Origin of the sequence: Pseudomonas kitaguniensis (assembly GCF_049199985.1) — a bacterium.
GTDB lineage: Bacteria > Pseudomonadota > Gammaproteobacteria > Pseudomonadales > Pseudomonadaceae > Aquipseudomonas > Aquipseudomonas kitaguniensis.
Map to the genome: position 1 here is coordinate 67,274 of NZ_JBLZPT010000007.1, position 18,324 is coordinate 85,597.

Below are 18,324 nucleotides of genomic sequence, written 5' to 3' on the forward strand. Positions count from 1 at the left end.
TCATTATTGCAAGTAATTCTTGTTAACAGAAGTAATACAGTAACTTTATTTGTCGTTTTTCTGGCCCCAAGTCATCGGTGAAGGCTAATCTAGGCCTTTGAGAATGGAGTTTTGTGATGTCTGCGCCTTCTGTTGTGATTGCAGGTTGCGGTGATGTGGGTAGTCGGCTGGCTAGCCAATTGCTGGCCTCAGGCTGGGAGGTTTACGGGCTGCGGCGAGACATTTCGCGCCTGCCCGATGGCGTGATCGGCATCGCCGGCGACCTGTTCAACAAAGATTGCCCTGGCACCTGGCCGATCGGCGGGGTGGACTACGTGGTGTATTGCGCTGCCGCCACCGACCACGATGAGGCCGGGTATCGCGCGGCTTACGTGCAAGGGTTGCAGCATGTGTTGGAGTGGCTGGGCGACTACGGCCAACACCCGAAGCACTTGCTGTTTGTCTCCAGCAGCAGTGTGTACGGCCAACAGAATGGCGAGTGGGTCGACGAAACGTCCGAGACCCAAGCCACCGGATATTCCGGCCAAGTGATGCTCCAAGCTGAGCAAGTGGCGCTCAACAGCGGTATCCCCGCGAGCATCGTGCGTTTGACCGGGATCTACGGCCCTGGCCGCGAATGGCTGTTGACCCAAGTGCGCCAAGGCTATCGCGTGGCAATTGACCCACCTTTATATGGCAACCGGATTCACGCGGATGACGCAGCGGGCTTGCTGGCCTTTTTGCTGCGGCGTGTGGAGCAGGGCGGTTCGCTGGATAAGGTCTACATCGGCGTCGACGATGCACCTGCCCCATTGGCGGACGTGGTGGCTTGGTTGCGCGACTACTTGGGTGTGACCGAGTGGGCCGAGGAAGCCACCGTGCGCCGTGCGGGCAGCAAGCAATGCAGCAATGCGCGGGCCAAGGCGCTGGGCTGGGTGCCGACTTACCCAAGCTACCGCGAAGGCTATGCGGCTATCCTCGAAGGTAAGTGCTGAATGAAAAGGAGCCCACGGGCTCCTTTTTATCACTGTTTTTCCAGCACCCACTGGCGTGGGCCGGGAGTCAGCTCGGGAATTTCATCCGGCCGCGACAGGTTGATCTGATGGAAAAGGTCAAGCCGCTGTCCCCGACGGACGAAAATCCATCCGTCAGCCTTATTGCCTTTGTATAAAGAGAGAGTGTCATTGCCTGCGCCTTGAGAGCTGCAGTCTCCACCCAGGCATAGTTCGTACTGGTCGTACCGGGGAAAGCCCGACACACCGCCATCCGCCGCGAATATTACGGTGTCGCCCGTACCAGGGCCTTCAATGATTTTCCATGGGCCGGCCATGTAGGCCGCGTATAGCGCGTGCCTGAACGTGTCGCTTTGCCGTTCGCCTGTTCTGGCGGCATTCGCCGGGCGGCTGAACACCTGCTGCGGGTTGTGATCCGTTGCGAGTTGCACTAACCGCTCGCCGTTAACGCGCAGCGTATCCGTGCCGTAGCCGTTGTAATCAACGGTCCAGGCTGTCGGGGACGTTTGCCGCAATTGACCTTCGCCCAGTTCGAAGGCGTTGCTCATTTGCGCCTTGCCGGTGCGAGTGTTGATGCTCCACTCCAGGTTGGCGCCGCTGGTGTTCAGTGGCCGACCTTGTGCGGCTTCATCAATGAGCGCCTGATTGATCCAGAGACCGTTGATGTCGGGCGTCTGCGGCGGGTGGGTACAGCCGGCCAGCAGCAATAAACCGAGGGTTAAAAACAAGCGCATGGGCCAGCTCTCAAGGGCGAAAAACCATGGCGCAGACTAAAGAAAAAGGAGCCTGTAGGCTCCTTTGCTTTGTATCACTGTTTTTCCAGCAACCACTGGCGAGGGCCGGGTGTGAACTGGGGGCCTTCATCCGCTTGCGCAGTATTCACCGCCTGGAAGATTTCCAGTTGCTTGCCTTTGCGGGCGAAGATCCACGGGTTGCCCTGGCCGTTCAGCTGCAGCCAGATGCTGTCATAGCCGCCGCTCATTGAGGCGCAGTCGCCCGCAAGGCACAGCGAGTAGCGATCGACGCCCGGCAAGCCGGCAACCTTGCCGTCGGGCTGAAACTGCACCGTGGCGCCGTCACCGTTGCCATCGGTAATCTTCCAATCGCCGCCCATATAGGCCGCATACAGCGCCCGCTCGAAGTTGGCGCCCAATGGCGCGCCTTCCGGGGCCGGGTCTTTGGCGCGGGCGAACAGTTGCTCAGGCTCATTGTCATTCGCCGACTGCAACAGTTGTTTGCCTTTGCGCTTGAGTTCGGTGGCGGAGCTGCCGTAAAACTCGACGCTCCAGGCGCCGGACTTCTCGCCGAGCAACTTGCCTTCGGCTACTTCAAAACCGTTGTAGTAGCGCGCCTGCGCAGCCTTGGGGTTGATCTGCCACTCAAGGTTGGGGCCGAAGGTTTGCAGGGCTTCACGCAAAGGGCCGCCCTTGGCTGCCGCATTGATGGCGGCCTGGTTGACCCAGGTTCCGCTCACGTCCAGGTCGGCGGGGTTGCTGGCGCAGCCGCCGAGCACCAGGGCCAGCGTTGACAAGGCTATAAGCGCTTTGCGCATGACGAAATCCTTCTGAAACGAAGTCGGCGCAGCCTGTGAAGGCTGCGCCGGGTGTTTTACTCGATGACCAGAATCGCATCCATCTCAACCTGCGCACCCTTTGGCAGGGCAGCAACGCCAATGGCGGCGCGGGCTGGGTACGGCTGTTCGAAGTACTTGCCCATGATCTCGTTAACCTTGGCGAAATGGCTCAGGTCGGTGAGGAAGATGTTCAGCTTGACGATGTCCTTGAACGAACCGCCGGCGGCTTCGGCAACCGACTTGAGGTTTTCGAAGACTTGTACAGTTTGTGCTTCAAAGCCTTCAACCAGTTCCATGGTTTTTGGGTCCAGCGGGATCTGCCCGGACATGTACACGGTGTTGCCCGCCTTGATGGCCTGGGAATACGTACCGATAGCGGCTGGGGCCTTGTCGCTGGTGATAACGGTCTTGGTCATGTATGACTCCTTGTAATGAGTGGGTTATGCACGCATGCGGGTGATGCGGATGACCCCGGTCAACGCGCGCAGCTTCTTGATCACGCGGGCCAGGTGCACGCGGTCGTGCACGCTGACAACCAGCTGGACCACGCTGATGCGGCCATCGCGCTCGTCCATGCTGATTTTCTCGATGTTGCCGTCGGCCGCGTTGACGCTGCTGGCCAGCAAGGCGATCAGGCCGCGCTGGTGTTCCAGCTCCACCCGCAGCTCGACGTTGAACTCGCCGGTCACATCCTTGGCCCACGACAGCTGAATGCATTTCTCGGGGTTGTGGCGGATTTCGGTGATATTGCGGCAGTTGTCCAAGTGCACGACCATGCCTTTGCCCGCTGACAAGTGGCCGACAATCGGGTCACCCGGTATCGGCGTACAGCACTTGGCGTAGCTGAGTACCAGGCCTTCGGTGCCGCGAATCGCCAACGGGCCTTCGGGGCTTGGCAGTTGTTCGCCTTCGCCGAGCAGCCGGCGCGCCACCACGTACGCCATGCGGTTGCCCAGGCCAATATCTTCCAGCAGGTCTTCGATGGTTTCCTGACGATACTCGTGGAGCATCGCTTGCACGCGCTCAGTCGGGATTTTTTCCAGCGCGCTGTCGAAACCGTTGAGTACCTTGTTCAGCAGGCGTTCGCCGAGGCTGATGGATTCGGAGCGGCGTTGAAGTTTCAGCGCGTGACGGATATGCGTGCGCGCCTTGCCGGTGACCACAAAGTTCAGCCAGGCCGGGTTGGGGCGCGCGCCCGGTGCGCTGACGATCTCGACCGTGGAGCCGCTTTGCAGAGGTTCGGACAGCGGCGCGAGACGCCGGTTGATGCGGCAGGCGATGCAACTGTTACCCACGTCGGTGTGCACCGCGTAGGCAAAGTCGACCGCCGTGGAGCCTTTTGGCAGCTCCATGATGCGGCCTTTGGGCGTGAACACGTAGACCTCGTCCGGGAACAGGTCGATCTTCACGCTTTCGATAAATTCCAGGGAGTTGCCGGCCCGCTGCTGCATCTCGAGCACGCCTTTGACCCATTGGCGAGCGCGGGCATGCGTGCCTTTCGGCTGTTCGTCACCGCTGGATTTGTACAGCCAATGCGCGGCGATGCCGTTATTGGCCATCTCTTCCATTTCGCGCGTGCGGATCTGAATCTCGATCGGCACGCCATGCATACCGAACAGCGTGGTATGCAGCGATTGATAGCCGTTGGCCTTGGGAATTGCGATGTAGTCTTTGAAGCGGCCGGGCAGGGGTTTGTACAAATTATGTACAGCGCCAAGTACGCGGTAACAGGTATCAACCTTGTCGACGATGATGCGGAACGCGTACACGTCCATGATCTCGTTGAAGGCCCGGCGCTTGCCGCGCATCTTTTTGTAGATGCCGTAAATGTGTTTCTGCCGGCCGCTGACTTCGCCTTCAATTTCGTCGATCGCCAGGCAGTGGCTCAGCGACTCTTCGATTTTGTTGACGATTTCCTTGCGGTTGCCACGTGCGCGCTTGACCGCCTGATAGATGCGCGCCGAGCGCATCGGATGCATGGCCTTGAAGCCGAGGTCTTCGAATTCAATACGAATGGCGTGCATGCCCAGCCGGTTGGCGATGGGCGCGTAGATTTCCAGGGTTTCCTTGGCGATGCGCCGGCGTTTTTCGCCGGACAGCACTTCCAGCGTGCGCATGTTGTGCAGTCGGTCGGCCAGCTTGACCAGAATCACCCGAATGTCTCGGGCCATGGCCATGGCCATTTTCTGGAAGTTTTCCGCCTGGGCTTCGGCCTTGGTCTCGAAGTTCATCTGGGTCAGTTTGCTGACCCCGTCGACCAGTTCGGCCACGGTTTCGCCAAATTGCGCACTGAGCGCTTCCTTGGCAATGCCGGTGTCTTCGATCACGTCATGCAGCATCGCGGCCATCAGGCTTTGATGGTCCATGTGCATGTCGGCAAGAATATTTGCCACGGCAAGAGGATGCGTGACATACGCCTCGCCACTGCGGCGGCGTTGGCCGTCGTGGGCTTGTTCGGCGTAGAAATACGCTCGGCGGACCAGGTTGACCTGGTCTGTGCCGAGGTAGGTCGATAAGCGATCGGCGAGGGCGTCTATGCTCGGCAAAGTATTAACTCCTGCCGCGGGCGTTGACACTGCGCCGTGCTACGTCGACCAGGCATAGGCTTAGACGGCCTCGTTGGACTCGTCCTCGAACGCTGCAAACAGCGGTTCGTCTTCAACGATTTCGGCGTTGGCGATGAACTCGTAGCTCATCAGGCCTTCAGCGATTTCACGCAGCGCTACCACGGTAGGCTTGTCGTTTTCCCACTGGACCAGCGGCTCTTTGCCGCCAGTGGCCAATTGACGGGCACGCTTGGTAGAGAGCATGACCAGCTCAAAGCGGTTATCCACGTGTTCTAGGCAGTCTTCAACGGTTACGCGGGCCATGGTATTCCTCGGAGCGAATGCAAGATGCGCGCTGCCCGGTTGGGCGAGCGGACTAAACAGTTTAAAAAATCACCAGCGTTTAGGGAAGCGCTGATTTTTGGCAGGCATTCGCAAAACCGCTACAAGTGCCAATGTAAAGCCCTTGCAGCGGTTTTGGGAAGCGCCAATCAACCGAGCAATTCAGCCAGTAATTTGCCGAAACGCTGCTGTTGACGCTTTTGCTGGAGCTGATTGGTACGGAAAATTGCCTTTAAATCATCCAGCGCATGGGCAAAATCGTCGTTGATGATCAGGTAGTCGTAGTCGACGTAGTGGCTCATTTCGCTGACGGCTTCACGCATGCGGCCTTCGATGATCTCGTCGCTGTCCTGGCCACGGTTGGTCAGGCGCTGGTGCAAAGCTTCCAGCGATGGCGGCAGAATGAAGATCGAGCGCGCCTTGGGCATCAGCTGGCGCACTTGCTCGGCGCCCTGCCAGTCAATTTCCAGAATCAGGTCGTGGCCTTCGTCCAGCGTTTGCTGCAGGTGGCTTTGCGAGGTGCCGTAGAGGTTGCCGAATACTTCGGCGCGCTCCAGGAAGTCACCGTGCTCGATCATTTTGACGAACTCGGTGCGCTCGACGAAATGGTAGTGCACACCGTCCACCTCGCCCGGGCGCATGGCGCGAGTGGTGTGCGAGACCGAAATGCGGATGTGTTCGTCAGCGTCGGTCAAGGCTTTGACCAGGCTGCTCTTGCCCGCGCCCGAAGGGGCAGAAATGATGTATAGGGTGCCGGTGCTGTGGGTCATGGAAGGTGCCTTACTCAATATTCTGTACTTGTTCGCGCATCTGTTCGATCAACACTTTAAGGTTGACCGCTGCCGTGGTGCTGCGCGGGTCAAAGGCTTTGGAGCCGAGTGTATTGGCTTCGCGGTTGAGTTCCTGCATCAGGAAGTCCAGGCGCCGACCGGCGGCGCCGCCGGACTTGAGCACGCGGCGCACTTCAAGAATATGCGTGCTGAGGCGGTCGAGTTCTTCTGCGACATCACTCTTTTGCGCCAGCAGCACCATTTCCTGCTCCAGGCGCACCGGGTCAAGGTCGGCCTTCATGTCGGTAAAACGGTCGAGAACTTTCTGGCGTTGGGTCGCGAGCATTTGCGGCACCAGTTCGCGCAGGGTCACTACGTCTTCTTCGATTGAGGTCAGGCGTTCGCTGATCAGGCGGGCCAGTTCGGCGCCTTCGCGCTCGCGGCCGGCCTTGAGTTCCTTCAAACCCTGAGTGAACAGGGCGAGGGCTTCGGCATTGAGGGCTTGCGGGTCGCTGGCGTCGGCCACCAGTACGCCGGGCCAGGCCAGCACTTCAAGCGGGTTCAGCGCGGCAGGCTGCTTGATCAGGCCGGCGATGGTTTCGGCGGCGGCGACCAGTTGCGCGGCGCGGTCGCGGTCCACCTGCAGCGGTTTGCCGGTGGTTTCCTCGGTAAAGCGCAGCGTGCATTCCAGCTTGCCACGCGAGATGCCCTGGCGCAGCGCTTCACGCACGGCGCCTTCGAGGTCGCGGAACGACTCTGGCAAGCGCAGGTGCGGCTCCAGGTAACGGCTGTTGACCGAGCGCAACTCCCAGCTCAAGGTGCCTTGGGCGCCGGCTTTTTCGACGCGGGCGAAGGCGGTCATGCTGTGCACCATGGAAGTACCTCGCGATGCAGCCCGCCAATGCGGGCTGATGAGTAAATTGAAGCCGACAGGCTGCGAAGGCGCAGGATTGTAGCGCAGTGCGGCGAGCGCGCCCAAACAATGGCGCCGGGCCGAATTCGTAACCGAATTTTTAGAAGTGCCCCGAAACGGTTCGCGGCTCTATAATGTTCGGCAGTTTTTGTCCTCCGTACAGGTATCCCCTATGAAACGTCCAAGTGGTCGCGCTGCCGATCAGCTCCGCTCGATCCGCATCACCCGCAACTACACCAAACACGCCGAGGGATCTGTACTGGTCGAGTTTGGCGATACCAAGGTTATCTGCACCGTCAGCGTTGAAAACGGCGTGCCGCGTTTTCTCAAAGGCCAGGGCCAGGGTTGGTTGACGGCCGAGTACGGTATGCTGCCGCGCGCCACTGGCGAGCGTAACCAGCGTGAAGCCAGCCGTGGCAAGCAAGGCGGCCGCACCCTCGAAATCCAGCGTTTGATCGGCCGTTCGCTGCGCGCAGCATTGGACATGTCCAAGCTGGGCGACGTGACCCTGTACGTCGATTGCGACGTTATCCAGGCTGACGGCGGCACCCGCACCGCCTCCATCACCGGCGCCATGGTGGCCCTGATTGACGCGCTGAAAGTGATCAAGAAGCGTGGCGGCCTGAAAGGCGGTGACCCGCTCAAGCAAATGATCGCTGCGGTGTCGGTCGGCATGTACCAGGGCGAGCCAGTGCTCGACCTCGACTACCTGGAAGACTCGGCTGCCGAGACCGACCTGAACGTAGTGATGACCAACACCGGTGGTTTCATCGAAGTGCAGGGCACCGCCGAAGGCGCGCCATTCCAGCCTGCCGACCTGAACGCCATGTTGGCCCTGGCCCAGAAGGGCATGACCGAAATTTTCGAACTGCAGAACGCCGCACTGGCTGACTGAACAGGCTTCAAGGAGAAGCGCCATGAGTGACAGCCCATTACCGGTTCCAGCACCGTCCAAGGAAGTACGTCAGTGGGCGATGTTGTGTCACTTTGCGGGGTTTCTGGGGTTGGTATTCCCCTTCGGCAGCTTGTTGGGGCCGCTGATCCTGTGGCAAATCAAAAAGGACATGGACCCGCTTATCGATGATCAGGGCAAGGAAGCGCTGAATTTTCAGATCACCGTGGCCATCGCCTGGCTGGTTTGCATGGTGCTGGGGTTCGTGGTGATCGGCTTTCTGTTGATGTTGATCCTGGTGGTCGTGGCGCTGGTGCTGACGATCATTGCGGGCATCAAGGCCAACAACGGCATCGCTTATCGCTATCCGTGGGTCTGGCGCCTGATCAAGTAATCCAGCGCCCACAAAAAAACCGACAGCGATGTCGGTTTTTTTGTGCCTGGTTAAAGACCTCAGATGGTCAATGTCCAGTCGTAGTCCACGATCAGCGGCGCGTGCTGCGAGAAGCGCGGCTGACGCGGCAGGCGTGCGGCGCGAACAAAGCGGCGCAGGCCCGGCGTCAGCAACTGGTAATCGAAACGCCAGCCCAGGTTGAGCATCTCGGCCTGTTCGTTATCCGGCCACCAGCTGTACTGGTCGCCTTCACGGCTGACTTCGCGCAGGGCGTCTACATAACCCATGTTGCCGACAATCTCGTCCATCCAGGCCCGTTCCGGCGCCAGGAAGCCCGGGGATTGCTGGCTGTCGCGCCAGTTCTTGATATCCAGCTTCTGTTGCGCCACGTAGAGCGAGCCACAATAGATGTACTCGCGACGTTTGCGCCGCTGTTTATCCAGATAACGGGCGAAATCGTCCATTAGCTTGAACTTCTGGTTCAAGTCTTCATCGCCGTTCTGCCCCGAAGGAAGCAGCAAGGTCGCGATGCTGACCTTATCGAAATCGGCTTGCAGGTAGCGCCCGTAGCGGTCGGCTGTCTCGAAGCCGAGGCCGCTGATGACCGCCTTGGGTTGCAACCGCGAGTACAAAGCCACGCCACCTTGGGTGGGCACTTCGGCATCGCAGGCATAAAGGAAGTAGCCATCCAGTTGGAAGGCTGGGTCGTCCAGTTCAAAGGCGGAGGCGCGGGTGTCCTGCAGGCAGATGACGTCGGCATTCTGTGCTTGCAGCCAACTGAGCAAACCACGCTCGACTGCAGCCTGAATACCATTGACGTTCACACTGATGATCCGCATAAATGGCCCCAAAAATCGCGTGCGTGTATGATACACGCCGTCTACCTAATTAGCTAAATCCGTGGTATCTGAGGCTTTTTTCATGCAGGCGTATCAACGCGATTTCATTCGTTTTGCCATCGATCGCGGCGTTTTGCGCTTCGGTGAGTTCACTCTGAAGTCCGGGCGCACCAGCCCGTACTTCTTCAATGCAGGCTTGTTCAACTCGGGTTCGGCCCTGGCTCAGCTGGGTCGTTTCTACGCGGCAGCCATCGTTGAAAGCGGTATTTCCTTCGACGTGCTGTTCGGTCCAGCCTACAAGGGCATCCCTTTGGCGGCTACTACGGCTGTGGCGTTGGCCGAGCATCACGGGCAAGACCTGCCGTGGTGTTTCAACCGCAAAGAGGCCAAGGCGCATGGCGAAGGCGGCAGCCTGGTTGGCGCGCCACTTGAAGGCCAGGTGCTGATTATCGACGACGTGATCACGGCCGGCACTGCCATCCGTGAGGTGATGCAGATCATCGCTTCCCAGGACGGCGCCAAAGCGGCCGGCGTGTTGATCGCACTCAACCGCCAAGAGCGCGGCAACGGTGAGTTGTCGGCGATCCAGGAAGTGGAGCGTGATTTCGGCATTCCGGTGGTGAGCATCGTGTCGTTGAACCAGGTGTTGCAGTTCCTCGAAGATGACCCGCAGCTCAAGCAGCATCTGCCGGCGGTTAAGGCGTACCGCGAGCAATTCGGCGTCTGACACCGAACCCATGTGGGAGCGGGCTTGTGTGGGAGCGGGCTTGCTCGCGAATGCGGTGGTTCAGAAACATATCCAGTGACTGATACTCCGCATTCGCGAGCAAGCCCGCTCCCACACTTGGACTGCGTACCAATGTTTTCGCCGTTTAAGGCCGCTTGCGGTTACTGATCAGCGTGCCCACACCCGTATCGGTGAAGATTTCCAGCAAAATCGCATTCGGCACACGGCCATCCAGGATCAGCGAGCTGCCCACGCCGCCTTGCACCGCTTCCAGCGCGCAACGGATCTTCGGCAGCATGCCGCCGTAGATGGTGCCGTCGGCGATCAACTCATCCACCTGTTGGGTGGTCAAGCCGGTCAACACCTTGCCTTCCTTGTCCATCAGGCCTGCGATGTTGGTCAGCAGCATCAGCTTTTCAGCTTTCAGCGCTTCAGCCACCTTGCCCGCCACCAGGTCGGCGTTGATGTTGTAGGACTCGCCGTTGGCACCCACGCCGATCGGCGCGATCACCGGAATAAAGTCGCCTTTCACCAGCAGGTTGAGCAAGTCGGTGTTGATACCGGTCACTTCGCCCACTTGGCCGATGTCGATGATTTCCGGCTGGGTCATTTCCGGCGTCTGACGGGTGACCGTCAGTTTTTTTGCGCGAATCAGCTCCGCGTCCTTGCCGGTCAGGCCGATGGCGCTGCCGCCATGACGGTTGATCAGGTTAACGATGTCTTTGTTGACCTGGCCGCCGAGGACCATCTCCACCACGTCCATGGTTTGCGCGTCAGTGACGCGCATGCCATCGATGAAGTGACTCTCGATCGACAAACGCTTGAGCAGGTCGCCGATTTGCGGGCCGCCACCGTGCACCACCACCGGGTTGATCCCGACGGCTTTCATCAACACGATGTCGCGGGCAAAGCCGGTTTTCAGCTCGTCGCTTTCCATCGCATTGCCGCCGTACTTGATCACCAGCGTCTTGCCGACGTAGCGTCGAATATAGGGCAACGCTTCGGAAAGGACCTTGGCGGTGTTGGCAGCGGCTTCGCGTTCGAGGGTCATTCAGGGCTCCGGTAAAAAATCAGAACGGTAATTGGAGATCAGGGGCAACACGTTTCAACTGGGCGTGGAACACGTCCTTGATGCGCTGCAACTCAGCCTCGGTATCCGCCTCGAAACGCAGCACCAGCACCGGTGTGGTGTTGGACGCGCGAACCAGGCCCCAGCCTTTGGCGTAATCGACTCGCACACCATCAATGGTGGTCAGGTTGGCGCCTTCGCCCCATTGCGCATCGTGCAGTGCGTCAATGATGCTGAATTTGCTCTCCTCGGTCACATGGATATTGATCTCTGGCGTAGAAATATCATTCGGAAACGTCTGAAACAGCGCGTCGCAGGTAGATTTTTCTTTGCTGAGGATCTCCAGCAAGCGGGCGGCGCTGTAAATGCCATCGTCGAAGCCGAACCAACGCTCCTTGAAGAACACGTGGCCGCTCATTTCACCCGCCAACAGCGCGCCGGTTTCCTTCATTTTCTTTTTGATCAACGAGTGGCCAGTCTTCCACATTAGTGGGCGACCGCCGTATTCCTTGATCAGTGGGGTCAGGCGGCGGGTGCATTTAACGTCGAAAATGATTTCGGCGCCCGGGTTGCGTGCCACCACGTCACGCGCAAACAGCATCAGCAGGCGGTCCGGGAACACGATCTCGCCGGTTTCGGTTACCACGCCAACGCGGTCGCCGTCGCCGTCAAAGGCCAGGCCGACGTCAGCGCCGGTTTCCTTGACCTTGGCGATCAGGTCTACCAGGTTCTCGGGCTTGCCTGGGTCCGGGTGGTGGTTGGGGAAGTTGCCGTCTACGTCGCAGAACAGCGGGATCACTTCGCAATTCAGGGCTTCAAGCAGTTGCGGGGCAATCACCCCGGCCGCGCCGTTGCCGCAGTCCACCACCACTTTCAGGCGCCGCGCGAGTTTCACGTCGCCGGTGATTTCATCAGAGTAGCGCTGAAGAATGTCGACCTTGGTGATGCTGCCTGCGCCGGTGGTCAGGTCGTTGGTCTTCAGGCGAGTGTGCAGCGCCTGGATTTGTTCGTTGGCCAAGGTGTCACCGGCGATGACGATTTTGAAGCCGTTGTAGTCCGACGGGTTATGACTGCCGGTCAACATCACGCCGGACTTGCCGGCCAGTACGTTGGCTGCGTAGTACAGCGCCGGCGTCGGCACCAGGCCGACGTCGCTGACATGGCAGCCGCTGTCGGCCAGGCCCTGAATCAGTTGCTCGACCAGCTCAGGGCCGGACAAGCGGCCATCACGGCCTACCGAGACGTTGGGCTCGCCCTGGGCGAGGCTCTGGGAGCCAATCGCGCGGCCGATCCAGTAAGCGGTTTCGGCGGTCAGGGTTTTGGGCACGACACCACGAATGTCGTAAGCGCGAAAAATGCTGTCGGGGAATGTCGGGGCTACTCGGGCTGCGGTACTCATCGCGGGGGGAAACTCCATTTGAAGGGGGTAAAGCTGGCCTGAATATGGCTGACCGGCGGGCTCAAACTGAAGGTTATGACGACGTTTTCGGCAGAGAGTTCGTGGTGCAAAAGTGCCATCGGCGTGCTGGCCTTGCCTTTGGAATCACGTAATACACTGATTCCAATGGGAAAATCTCGCTGATTAGGTTCGCGCATTCTTCATCCTGAAAATGCCCTGGGGTCGTATCGGGCCGGACAAGGCTGCCCGGCCTGATTCAGCTTAGTCAGTGGCTGCCGGAATGCCCAAAACCACCCGCGCCGCGCTGAGTTTCGTCGAACTCCTGCACCAATTCGAACTGCGCCTGCACCACCGGCACCAGCACCAGCTGGGCGATGCGCTCGCCCACGGCGATGTTGAAAGCTGTTTGGCCACGGTTCCAGCACGACACCATCAGCTCGCCCTGGTAATCGGAGTCGATCAGGCCGACGAGGTTGCCCAGCACGATGCCGTGTTTGTGGCCCAGCCCGGAGCGCGGCAGGATCAATGCGGCAAGGCCCGGGTCGCCAACGTAGATCGACAGGCCGGTCGGAATCAGCAGGGTTTGGCCTGGCTCAAGCACGGTGTCCTGCTTGAGCATGGCGCGCAGGTCCAGGCCGGCGGAGCCAGGAGTGGCGTAGGCCGGCAGCGGGAATTCGGTACCAATGCGGGGGTCGAGGATCTTGGCTTGCAAAGCGTGCATGTAAATTAAACCTGGTTCAGCCGTTGGGCGATAAATGAGATCAGTTGGCGGGCAATTTTGCCCTTGCTGGTCTGGGCGAAAACGGTGGCGTGCAGCTGACGGTCGATCACGCTGCAGGCGTTTTCCTCGCTGTTGAAGCCGATGCTCGGGTTGGCGACATCATTGGCAACGATCAGGTCGAGGTTTTTGTCTTTCAGTTTGCGAGCGGCGTAGTCCAGCAGGTGCTCGGTCTCGGCGGCAAAGCCGACACTGAACGGGCGGTCCGCACGGGTGGCGATAGTGGCCAGGATGTCTGGGTTGCGCACCATTTGCAGGAGCAGGCCGTCGCCGCTCGTAGGGTCTTTCTTTAGCTTTTGCGGGGCAACGACTTCCGGGCGGTAGTCCGCAACCGCTGCCGAGGCGATAAACACGTCGCAGGGAATCGCTGCCTCGCAGGCCGCCAGCATGTCGCGGGCGCTGACTACGTCGATTCGGGTGACCCGATCGGGGGTCGGCAAATGCACCGGGCCGGTGATCAAGGTGACGCGTGCGCCTGCCTCAACCGCGGCTTCCGCCAAGGCAAAGCCCATTTTCCCTGAGCTATGGTTGGTGATGTAGCGCACCGGGTCGATGTTTTCCTGAGTCGGGCCGGCAGTGATCAGCACGTGCTTGCCGGTGAGGGCCAGGTGCTGGAAGCAACCGGCGGCGCACAACGCCAGGTCGGTGGCTTCGAGCATACGGCCCATGCCGACATCGCCGCAGGCTTGGCTGCCGGAGGCCGGCCCGAACACTTGCAGGCCACGGCTTTGCAGGAGTTGGGTGTTGGCTTGGGTGGCAGGGTCGCGCCACATGGCCTGGTTCATGGCCGGCGCAATGGCGACGGTGGCATCGGTTGCCAGCACCAGTGTGGTCAGCAGGTCATCGGCGATGCCTTGCGCCAGGCGGGCGATCAGGTCGGCGGTGGCGGGGGCGATCAGTACCAGGTCTGCCCATTTGGCCAGCTCGATATGGCCCATGGCAGCTTCGGCCGCCGGGTCCAGAAGGTCGAGGTGAACCGGGTGGCCGGACAAGGCCTGCATGGTCAGTGGGGTGATGAACTCACTGCCACCACGGGTCATGACGACGCGCACTTCGGCGCCTTGGTCGAGGAGCCTGCGAACCAGCTCTGCGCTCTTGTAGGCGGCAATGCCGCCGCCGACGCCGAGAACGATGCGTTTCCGATACAGACGCTGCATTGGTTTGCCTTTCCAGTTCAGTGATGCCAGTTCAATGACGCTTGCGATGCCCCCTCCCCAGGGGAAATCGCAGGCAAAAAAGAGGGCCTAAGATAACACAGCGACCGCCAGGCAACAGCGGCGCACACGCACACGGAGGCGGGATGAGTATTCGCGATTGGCCTGTGACGGAACGTCCACGGGAGAAGCTTTTGGAATTGGGCGCGGCGAGCCTGTCGGATGCCGAGCTGTTGGCGATTTTCCTGCGTACCGGGGTGTCCGGCATGAGCGCGGTCGACTTGGCGCGCCATGTGTTAGCGCAATTCGGTGGCCTTCGGCCGCTGTTGGAGTCCAGCCAGACACTGTTCAGCCAGCATTTGGGCTTGGGGCCGGCGAAGTTTGCGCAGTTGCAGGCGGTGTTGGAAATGTCCCGACGGCATATGGCCGAGGGCCTGCGCCATGACTCGGTGCTGGAAAGCCCGCTGGCCGTGCGCGATTACCTCAAGGCGTTGTTGCGCCATGAGCCCCACGAAATTTTCGGCTGCTTGTTTCTCGACTCAAAGCACCGGGTTCTGGGCTTTGAGGCGTTGTTCCAGGGCACCATCGACACCGCCGTGGTTTACCCCAGGCAAGTGGTCAAGCGCGCCCTGGCGTACAACGCGGCAGCGCTGATCCTGTGCCACAACCATCCCTCGGGAAATGCAGAGCCCAGCGCCGCTGATCGAAAATTAACCAGGCTGCTGCAAAAAGCCCTTGAAGTGGTGGATGTGCGGGTGCTCGACCACATCATCGTGGGCGACGGTGACCCGCTGTCGATGGCCGAGTACGGGTGGATGTAGGAGGGGGAGCAGCAGCAAGCTTTAAGCGGCAAGCTTCAAGGGGCTTGCAGCTTGCAGCTTGCAGCTTAGCGCTTGATGCTGATTTTGGAGAAATCCTGGCGCCCGAACGGGCTCACCTGATAACCCTCGACATTTTTGCGTGTCAGGGCAAACGCGGTCGGGTGCGCCAACGGCAGCCACAATGCCTGTTGTTGGATTTGTGCCTGAGCCTGTTGGTACAGCTTGCTGCGCACGCCTTGCTCGCTGGTGGTTTTGCCGGCGCTGATCAGCTTGTCCAGCGCAGGGTCGCAGTAGCGAGCGAAGTTGGTGCCGGATTTGACTGCCGCGCAGGAGAACTGCGGGGTCAGGAAGTTATCCGGGTCGCCGTTATCGCCCGCCCAGCCCATGAACAGCAGGTCATGCTCGCCGGCCTTGGCGCGACGAATCAGCTCGCCCCACTCGATCACGCGGATCTGCGCCTGAATGCCGACCTTGGCCAAGTCCGCCTGCAACAATTGTGCGCCGAGGTTCGGGTTGGGGTTCAGCAGGCTCCCCGTTGGGCGAGTCCAGATCGTGGTTTTGAAGCCGTCCTTGAGCCCGGCGCGTGCAAGCAGCGCTTTGGCTTTGGCGATGTCCTGTGGGTAACCCGGCAAGTCTTTGGCGTAGCTCCAGGTATTGGGCGGGTAAACGCCATTGGCCGCTTCTGCGGTGCCTTCAAATACGGCCTTGAGGTAGCTGTTTTTGTCGAAAGCCAGGTTGATCGCCTGGCGCACTTCGGGCTTGTCCAGCGGCGGGTGCTGGCTGTTGATGGCGACGAATGCAGTCATGAAAGCGGCGGTTTTTTCCACCTTCAGCGCAGGGTCTTTTTCGGCCTCACTCACGTCAAGCGGCTTGGGTGACAGGGCGATCTGGCACTCATCCCGGCGCAGCTTCTGCAGGCGCACGTTGGCGTCTGTGGTAATTGCGAACAGCAAGTTATCCACAGCGGGTTTGCCGGCGAAGTAGTCCGGGTTGGCTTTGTAGCGCACCACCGCATCTTTTTGGAAACGTACGAAAACGAACGGGCCGGTGCCAATCGGCTGGCTGTTGAGCTTGTCTGGCGTGCCGGCCTTGAGCAGTTTGTCGGCGTATTCGGCCGGGTAAATTGAAGCAAAGCCCATGCTCAAGGCGGCGAGGAAGGTGGAGTCTGCGTGGTCAAGGGTGAACCGCACGGTCAGCGGGTCGAGCGCGTCGATCTTCTTGATCAATGTGGGCAGTTGCAGCGACTGGGCGTGGGGGAAGCCGCTCTGGGCGATTTTGTGCCACGGGTTGGCCGGGTCGAGCATGCGTTCAAAGCTGAACCGCACGTCATCGGCGGTGAGCGTGCGGCTCGGTGTGAAGTAGTCGGTACGGTGAAACTTGACCGCCGGGTGCAGCTTGAAGGTGTAAGTCAGGCCATCCGGCGAAACTTCCCAGCTGTCTGCCAGGCTGGGTACCAATTTGCCGCTGACGGCATCGTAGTCCACCAGGCGGTTCATCAATACGTCGGCCGAGGCATTGGTGGTGGTCAGCGAGTTGTACTGCACCACGTCGAACCCTTCGGGGCTGGCCTCGGTGCAAATGGTCAAATGGGTGTCGGCAAAGGCCGGCAACGCGATAAACAGTGGGGCTAGCAATAGCGGTAGGGCAGCGAGACGCATATTCGGTTTCCTTTGCAAATCGAAGGCCCATCTGCAAGTGCAGTCTGGAAAAAGACTACCGTAGTGGTCTGATGGATAAATGACTAGCCCATTTTTGCCTGTGCTTTTGCCTCAAATGCTGTTTTGATGGCGCCTCAGCGCGTTTCGCCGTGCACTTCCTGGTGCCTGCGAGCGCTGTAAATCATTCTGTGCGACGAGTGGTCGGCTGCTACAGCGGCCCCTCCTGGCAACGGTTCAGGCGTCTATCGCCAAGATTTACGCCGGTAAAAACTTACGGGCTGTTGTTGCACTTGGGTCTTTCTGGTATAAAGCAGCGCTCTTTTCTAGGGGCCCGGTTCCTTCGCTTGTAGGTGTAGCCGGTAAGACCCTAAAGAAACGCGGCGCCTGGCGCCAAATGACTGAGAGATTAAGCGGCCAACCCATGCCGGGTTGGGCATGTGGTTTTAGAGGGCTGAGGCATGTCGAGAGTATGTCAAGTTACCGGTAAGGGTCCGGTGACTGGGAATAACATTTCCCACGCAAATAACAAAACCCGTCGTCGTTTCCTGCCAAACCTGCAGCATCACCGCTTCTGGGTTGAAGAAGAGAAACGTTTTGTCCGTCTGCGCGTATCTGCTAAAGGCATGCGCATCATCGACAAGCGTGGCATCACTGTCGTGCTGGCCGAAATTCGTGCCGCTGGCAAGATTTAAGGAGCTATATCATGCGTGAATTGATTCGAATGATCTCTAGCGCCGGTACTGGTCACTTCTACACTACCGACAAGAACAAGCGTACTACCCCGGACAAGCTCGAAAAGAAAATGTTCGACCCGCGCGTTCGCAAGCACGTGATCTACAAAGAAGGCAAAATCAAGTAATTGGTTTTCTTCCTTGTGAAAAAAAGCCCGTCTCTCACGATTCGGGCTTTTTTTTGCCTGCTCGTCAGGCTTTCTCTTCGAACACAACGTAGATCTTGCGGCATGCCTCCAGCACCTCCCAAGTGCCGCTGAACCCGGCAGGTATTACGAAGCGGTCGCCGGCGCGCAAGGTCTTGGCGTTGCCTTCGGCGTCGCGCAGTACAGAAACACCCTGCACAATCTCGCAATACTCATGCTCGGTGTAATTGACCTTCCACTGCCCGACCGCACCTTCCCAAACGCCGGCGCTCATCTGGCCGCACGGGCTGTTGTAGTGGTTGTAGAGCGTTTGCTCGGGATCGCCCTTGAGGATTTTCTCGGCAGCAGGGCGGTAGCGCTCGGGAGCGGTGGTGGCTTGGCTGAAGTCGACGATGTCCTGGATGCTCATGTGCGTGTCCCGTCTGGCCTGCGGTAGGAGAGCCCAAAGTCTATGTTTATTAAAATGAACATCGCAAGGGCGTTTACGGGCGTTATGTCAAATATATTGAAACACCCCCAGCCGCTGGTTTAGGGTGGCAAGTGCCTCGAGCCGAACAGCAGGCTGGCCGGGCAAGCATTC

At 59.5% G+C, this 18,324-nt stretch carries 21 protein-coding genes and 1 pseudogene; 7 read left to right on the forward strand and 15 right to left on the reverse strand.

Going from position 1 to position 18,324, the window contains the following annotated elements:
- The first annotated feature begins 116 nt into the window (after positions 1 to 116).
- A complete protein-coding gene (locus tag ACOZK9_RS11755) occupies positions 117 to 974 on the forward strand; it encodes an SDR family oxidoreductase (protein WP_421555885.1) in 858 nt (285 codons plus the stop codon).
- A gap of 29 nt (positions 975 to 1,003) precedes the next feature.
- Here ACOZK9_RS11755 and ACOZK9_RS11760 read toward each other — a convergent pair whose 3' ends face one another.
- The 7 genes from ACOZK9_RS11760 to ACOZK9_RS11790 all read right to left on the reverse strand — a co-directional run bounded on the left by ACOZK9_RS11760 (position 1,004) and on the right by ACOZK9_RS11790 (position 7,097).
- On the reverse strand, positions 1,004 to 1,726 hold the full coding sequence (locus tag ACOZK9_RS11760; protein ID WP_421555886.1) for a hypothetical protein: 723 nt from the start codon (positions 1,724 to 1,726) through the stop codon (positions 1,004 to 1,006).
- 74 nt (positions 1,727 to 1,800) lie between these two features.
- Entirely contained in the window at positions 1,801 to 2,544 is a 744-nt protein-coding gene (locus tag ACOZK9_RS11765; RefSeq protein ID WP_099236659.1) for a hypothetical protein, read from the reverse strand.
- 56 nt (positions 2,545 to 2,600) lie between these two features.
- A complete protein-coding gene (locus tag ACOZK9_RS11770; RefSeq protein WP_003176922.1) occupies positions 2,601 to 2,981 on the reverse strand; it encodes a RidA family protein in 381 nt (126 codons plus the stop codon).
- 24 nt (positions 2,982 to 3,005) lie between these two features.
- Positions 3,006 to 5,111 carry a bifunctional GTP diphosphokinase/guanosine-3',5'-bis pyrophosphate 3'-pyrophosphohydrolase gene (spoT, locus tag ACOZK9_RS11775; protein WP_421555887.1) on the reverse strand — a complete coding sequence of 702 codons (2,106 nt, stop codon included), beginning with the start codon at positions 5,109 to 5,111 and terminating at the stop codon, positions 3,006 to 3,008.
- Between the two features lie 60 nt (positions 5,112 to 5,171).
- Entirely contained in the window at positions 5,172 to 5,435 is a 264-nt protein-coding gene (rpoZ, locus tag ACOZK9_RS11780; RefSeq protein ID WP_003176920.1) for a DNA-directed RNA polymerase subunit omega, read from the reverse strand.
- 167 nt (positions 5,436 to 5,602) lie between these two features.
- On the reverse strand, positions 5,603 to 6,223 hold the full coding sequence (gene gmk, locus ACOZK9_RS11785; protein WP_058415722.1) for a guanylate kinase: 621 nt from the start codon (positions 6,221 to 6,223) through the stop codon (positions 5,603 to 5,605).
- Between the two features lie 10 nt (positions 6,224 to 6,233).
- Positions 6,234 to 7,097, reverse strand: a complete 864-nt coding sequence (locus ACOZK9_RS11790; protein ID WP_058415721.1) for a YicC/YloC family endoribonuclease — start codon at positions 7,095 to 7,097, stop codon at positions 6,234 to 6,236.
- Between the two features lie 211 nt (positions 7,098 to 7,308).
- Between ACOZK9_RS11790 and rph the strand changes: the two genes are divergently transcribed.
- The gene (gene rph, locus ACOZK9_RS11795; RefSeq protein WP_058415720.1) at positions 7,309 to 8,031 is read left to right on the forward strand and encodes a ribonuclease PH; all 723 of its coding nucleotides are present in this window, start codon (positions 7,309 to 7,311) and stop codon (positions 8,029 to 8,031) included.
- A gap of 22 nt (positions 8,032 to 8,053) precedes the next feature.
- Entirely contained in the window at positions 8,054 to 8,422 is a 369-nt protein-coding gene (locus ACOZK9_RS11800; protein WP_122249689.1) for a DUF4870 domain-containing protein, read from the forward strand.
- Positions 8,423 to 8,481: 59 nt separating this feature from the next.
- Here ACOZK9_RS11800 and ACOZK9_RS11805 read toward each other — a convergent pair whose 3' ends face one another.
- On the reverse strand, positions 8,482 to 9,261 hold the full coding sequence (locus tag ACOZK9_RS11805) for an exodeoxyribonuclease III (RefSeq protein ID WP_058415718.1): 780 nt from the start codon (positions 9,259 to 9,261) through the stop codon (positions 8,482 to 8,484).
- A gap of 82 nt (positions 9,262 to 9,343) precedes the next feature.
- Between ACOZK9_RS11805 and pyrE the strand changes: the two genes are divergently transcribed.
- The gene (gene pyrE / locus ACOZK9_RS11810) at positions 9,344 to 9,988 is read left to right on the forward strand and encodes an orotate phosphoribosyltransferase (protein ID WP_058415717.1); all 645 of its coding nucleotides are present in this window, start codon (positions 9,344 to 9,346) and stop codon (positions 9,986 to 9,988) included.
- A gap of 145 nt (positions 9,989 to 10,133) precedes the next feature.
- Here the strand turns inward: pyrE and argB are convergent, their stop codons facing one another.
- From argB to coaBC, 5 genes and pseudogenes are all read right to left on the reverse strand, one after another.
- Complete coding sequence (argB, locus tag ACOZK9_RS11815; protein ID WP_058415716.1) at positions 10,134 to 11,039, reverse strand: acetylglutamate kinase; 906 nt, start codon at positions 11,037 to 11,039, stop codon at positions 10,134 to 10,136.
- Between the two features lie 19 nt (positions 11,040 to 11,058).
- Positions 11,059 to 12,480 (reverse strand): annotated as a pseudogene (locus ACOZK9_RS11820) (phosphomannomutase/phosphoglucomutase); the annotation flags it as partial.
- Positions 12,453 to 12,653: a hypothetical protein gene (locus ACOZK9_RS11825; protein WP_421555888.1), complete on the reverse strand. Its 201-nt coding sequence runs from the start codon at positions 12,651 to 12,653 to the stop codon at positions 12,453 to 12,455. The pseudogene ACOZK9_RS11820 and the gene ACOZK9_RS11825, both read right to left, overlap by 28 nt.
- A 68-nt stretch (positions 12,654 to 12,721) precedes the next feature.
- Positions 12,722 to 13,177 carry a dUTP diphosphatase gene (gene dut / locus ACOZK9_RS11830; RefSeq protein ID WP_058415713.1) on the reverse strand — a complete coding sequence of 152 codons (456 nt, stop codon included), beginning with the start codon at positions 13,175 to 13,177 and terminating at the stop codon, positions 12,722 to 12,724.
- Between the two features lie 5 nt (positions 13,178 to 13,182).
- Positions 13,183 to 14,391, reverse strand: coding sequence for a bifunctional phosphopantothenoylcysteine decarboxylase/phosphopantothenate--cysteine ligase CoaBC (gene coaBC, locus ACOZK9_RS11835; RefSeq protein ID WP_099236667.1), 1,209 nt, complete (start codon positions 14,389 to 14,391; stop codon positions 13,183 to 13,185).
- 143 nt (positions 14,392 to 14,534) lie between these two features.
- Between coaBC and radC the strand changes: the two genes are divergently transcribed.
- Entirely contained in the window at positions 14,535 to 15,209 is a 675-nt protein-coding gene (gene radC / locus ACOZK9_RS11840; protein ID WP_058415711.1) for a RadC family protein, read from the forward strand.
- A 65-nt stretch (positions 15,210 to 15,274) separates the two neighbouring features.
- Here radC and ACOZK9_RS11845 read toward each other — a convergent pair whose 3' ends face one another.
- Positions 15,275 to 16,867 carry an ABC transporter substrate-binding protein gene (locus tag ACOZK9_RS11845; RefSeq protein ID WP_421555889.1) on the reverse strand — a complete coding sequence of 531 codons (1,593 nt, stop codon included), beginning with the start codon at positions 16,865 to 16,867 and terminating at the stop codon, positions 15,275 to 15,277.
- A gap of 458 nt (positions 16,868 to 17,325) precedes the next feature.
- On the opposite strand from ACOZK9_RS11845, the gene rpmB reads away from it, so the two are divergent.
- Complete coding sequence (rpmB, locus tag ACOZK9_RS11850) at positions 17,326 to 17,559, forward strand: 50S ribosomal protein L28 (protein ID WP_003176907.1); 234 nt, start codon at positions 17,326 to 17,328, stop codon at positions 17,557 to 17,559.
- Between the two features lie 11 nt (positions 17,560 to 17,570).
- The gene (gene rpmG, locus ACOZK9_RS11855; protein WP_003176906.1) at positions 17,571 to 17,726 is read left to right on the forward strand and encodes a 50S ribosomal protein L33; all 156 of its coding nucleotides are present in this window, start codon (positions 17,571 to 17,573) and stop codon (positions 17,724 to 17,726) included.
- A gap of 64 nt (positions 17,727 to 17,790) precedes the next feature.
- Here the strand turns inward: rpmG and ACOZK9_RS11860 are convergent, their stop codons facing one another.
- Positions 17,791 to 18,153 carry a cupin domain-containing protein gene (locus ACOZK9_RS11860; RefSeq protein WP_058415709.1) on the reverse strand — a complete coding sequence of 121 codons (363 nt, stop codon included), beginning with the start codon at positions 18,151 to 18,153 and terminating at the stop codon, positions 17,791 to 17,793.
- Positions 18,154 to 18,324: the final 171 nt, after the last annotated feature.

Coding starts and splice junctions, on each gene's coding strand:
- ACOZK9_RS11755 (WP_421555885.1), top strand. CDS start 117: ATGTCTGCGCCTTCTGTTGTGATTGCAGGTTGCGGTGATGTGGGTAGT.
- ACOZK9_RS11760 (WP_421555886.1), bottom strand. CDS start 1,726: ATGCGCTTGTTTTTAACCCTCGGTTTATTGCTGCTGGCCGGCTGTACC.
- ACOZK9_RS11765 (WP_099236659.1), bottom strand. CDS start 2,544: ATGCGCAAAGCGCTTATAGCCTTGTCAACGCTGGCCCTGGTGCTCGGC.
- ACOZK9_RS11770 (WP_003176922.1), bottom strand. CDS start 2,981: ATGACCAAGACCGTTATCACCAGCGACAAGGCCCCAGCCGCTATCGGT.
- rpoZ (WP_003176920.1), bottom strand. CDS start 5,435: ATGGCCCGCGTAACCGTTGAAGACTGCCTAGAACACGTGGATAACCGC.
- gmk (WP_058415722.1), bottom strand. CDS start 6,223: ATGACCCACAGCACCGGCACCCTATACATCATTTCTGCCCCTTCGGGC.
- ACOZK9_RS11790 (WP_058415721.1), bottom strand. CDS start 7,097: ATGGTGCACAGCATGACCGCCTTCGCCCGCGTCGAAAAAGCCGGCGCC.
- rph (WP_058415720.1), top strand. CDS start 7,309: ATGAAACGTCCAAGTGGTCGCGCTGCCGATCAGCTCCGCTCGATCCGC.
- ACOZK9_RS11800 (WP_122249689.1), top strand. CDS start 8,054: ATGAGTGACAGCCCATTACCGGTTCCAGCACCGTCCAAGGAAGTACGT.
- ACOZK9_RS11805 (WP_058415718.1), bottom strand. CDS start 9,261: ATGCGGATCATCAGTGTGAACGTCAATGGTATTCAGGCTGCAGTCGAG.
- pyrE (WP_058415717.1), top strand. CDS start 9,344: ATGCAGGCGTATCAACGCGATTTCATTCGTTTTGCCATCGATCGCGGC.
- argB (WP_058415716.1), bottom strand. CDS start 11,039: ATGACCCTCGAACGCGAAGCCGCTGCCAACACCGCCAAGGTCCTTTCC.
- ACOZK9_RS11825 (WP_421555888.1), bottom strand. CDS start 12,653: ATGCGCGAACCTAATCAGCGAGATTTTCCCATTGGAATCAGTGTATTA.
- dut (WP_058415713.1), bottom strand. CDS start 13,177: ATGCACGCTTTGCAAGCCAAGATCCTCGACCCCCGCATTGGTACCGAA.
- coaBC (WP_099236667.1), bottom strand. CDS start 14,391: ATGCAGCGTCTGTATCGGAAACGCATCGTTCTCGGCGTCGGCGGCGGC.
- radC (WP_058415711.1), top strand. CDS start 14,535: ATGAGTATTCGCGATTGGCCTGTGACGGAACGTCCACGGGAGAAGCTT.
- ACOZK9_RS11845 (WP_421555889.1), bottom strand. CDS start 16,867: ATGCGTCTCGCTGCCCTACCGCTATTGCTAGCCCCACTGTTTATCGCG.
- rpmB (WP_003176907.1), top strand. CDS start 17,326: ATGTCGAGAGTATGTCAAGTTACCGGTAAGGGTCCGGTGACTGGGAAT.
- rpmG (WP_003176906.1), top strand. CDS start 17,571: ATGCGTGAATTGATTCGAATGATCTCTAGCGCCGGTACTGGTCACTTC.
- ACOZK9_RS11860 (WP_058415709.1), bottom strand. CDS start 18,153: ATGAGCATCCAGGACATCGTCGACTTCAGCCAAGCCACCACCGCTCCC.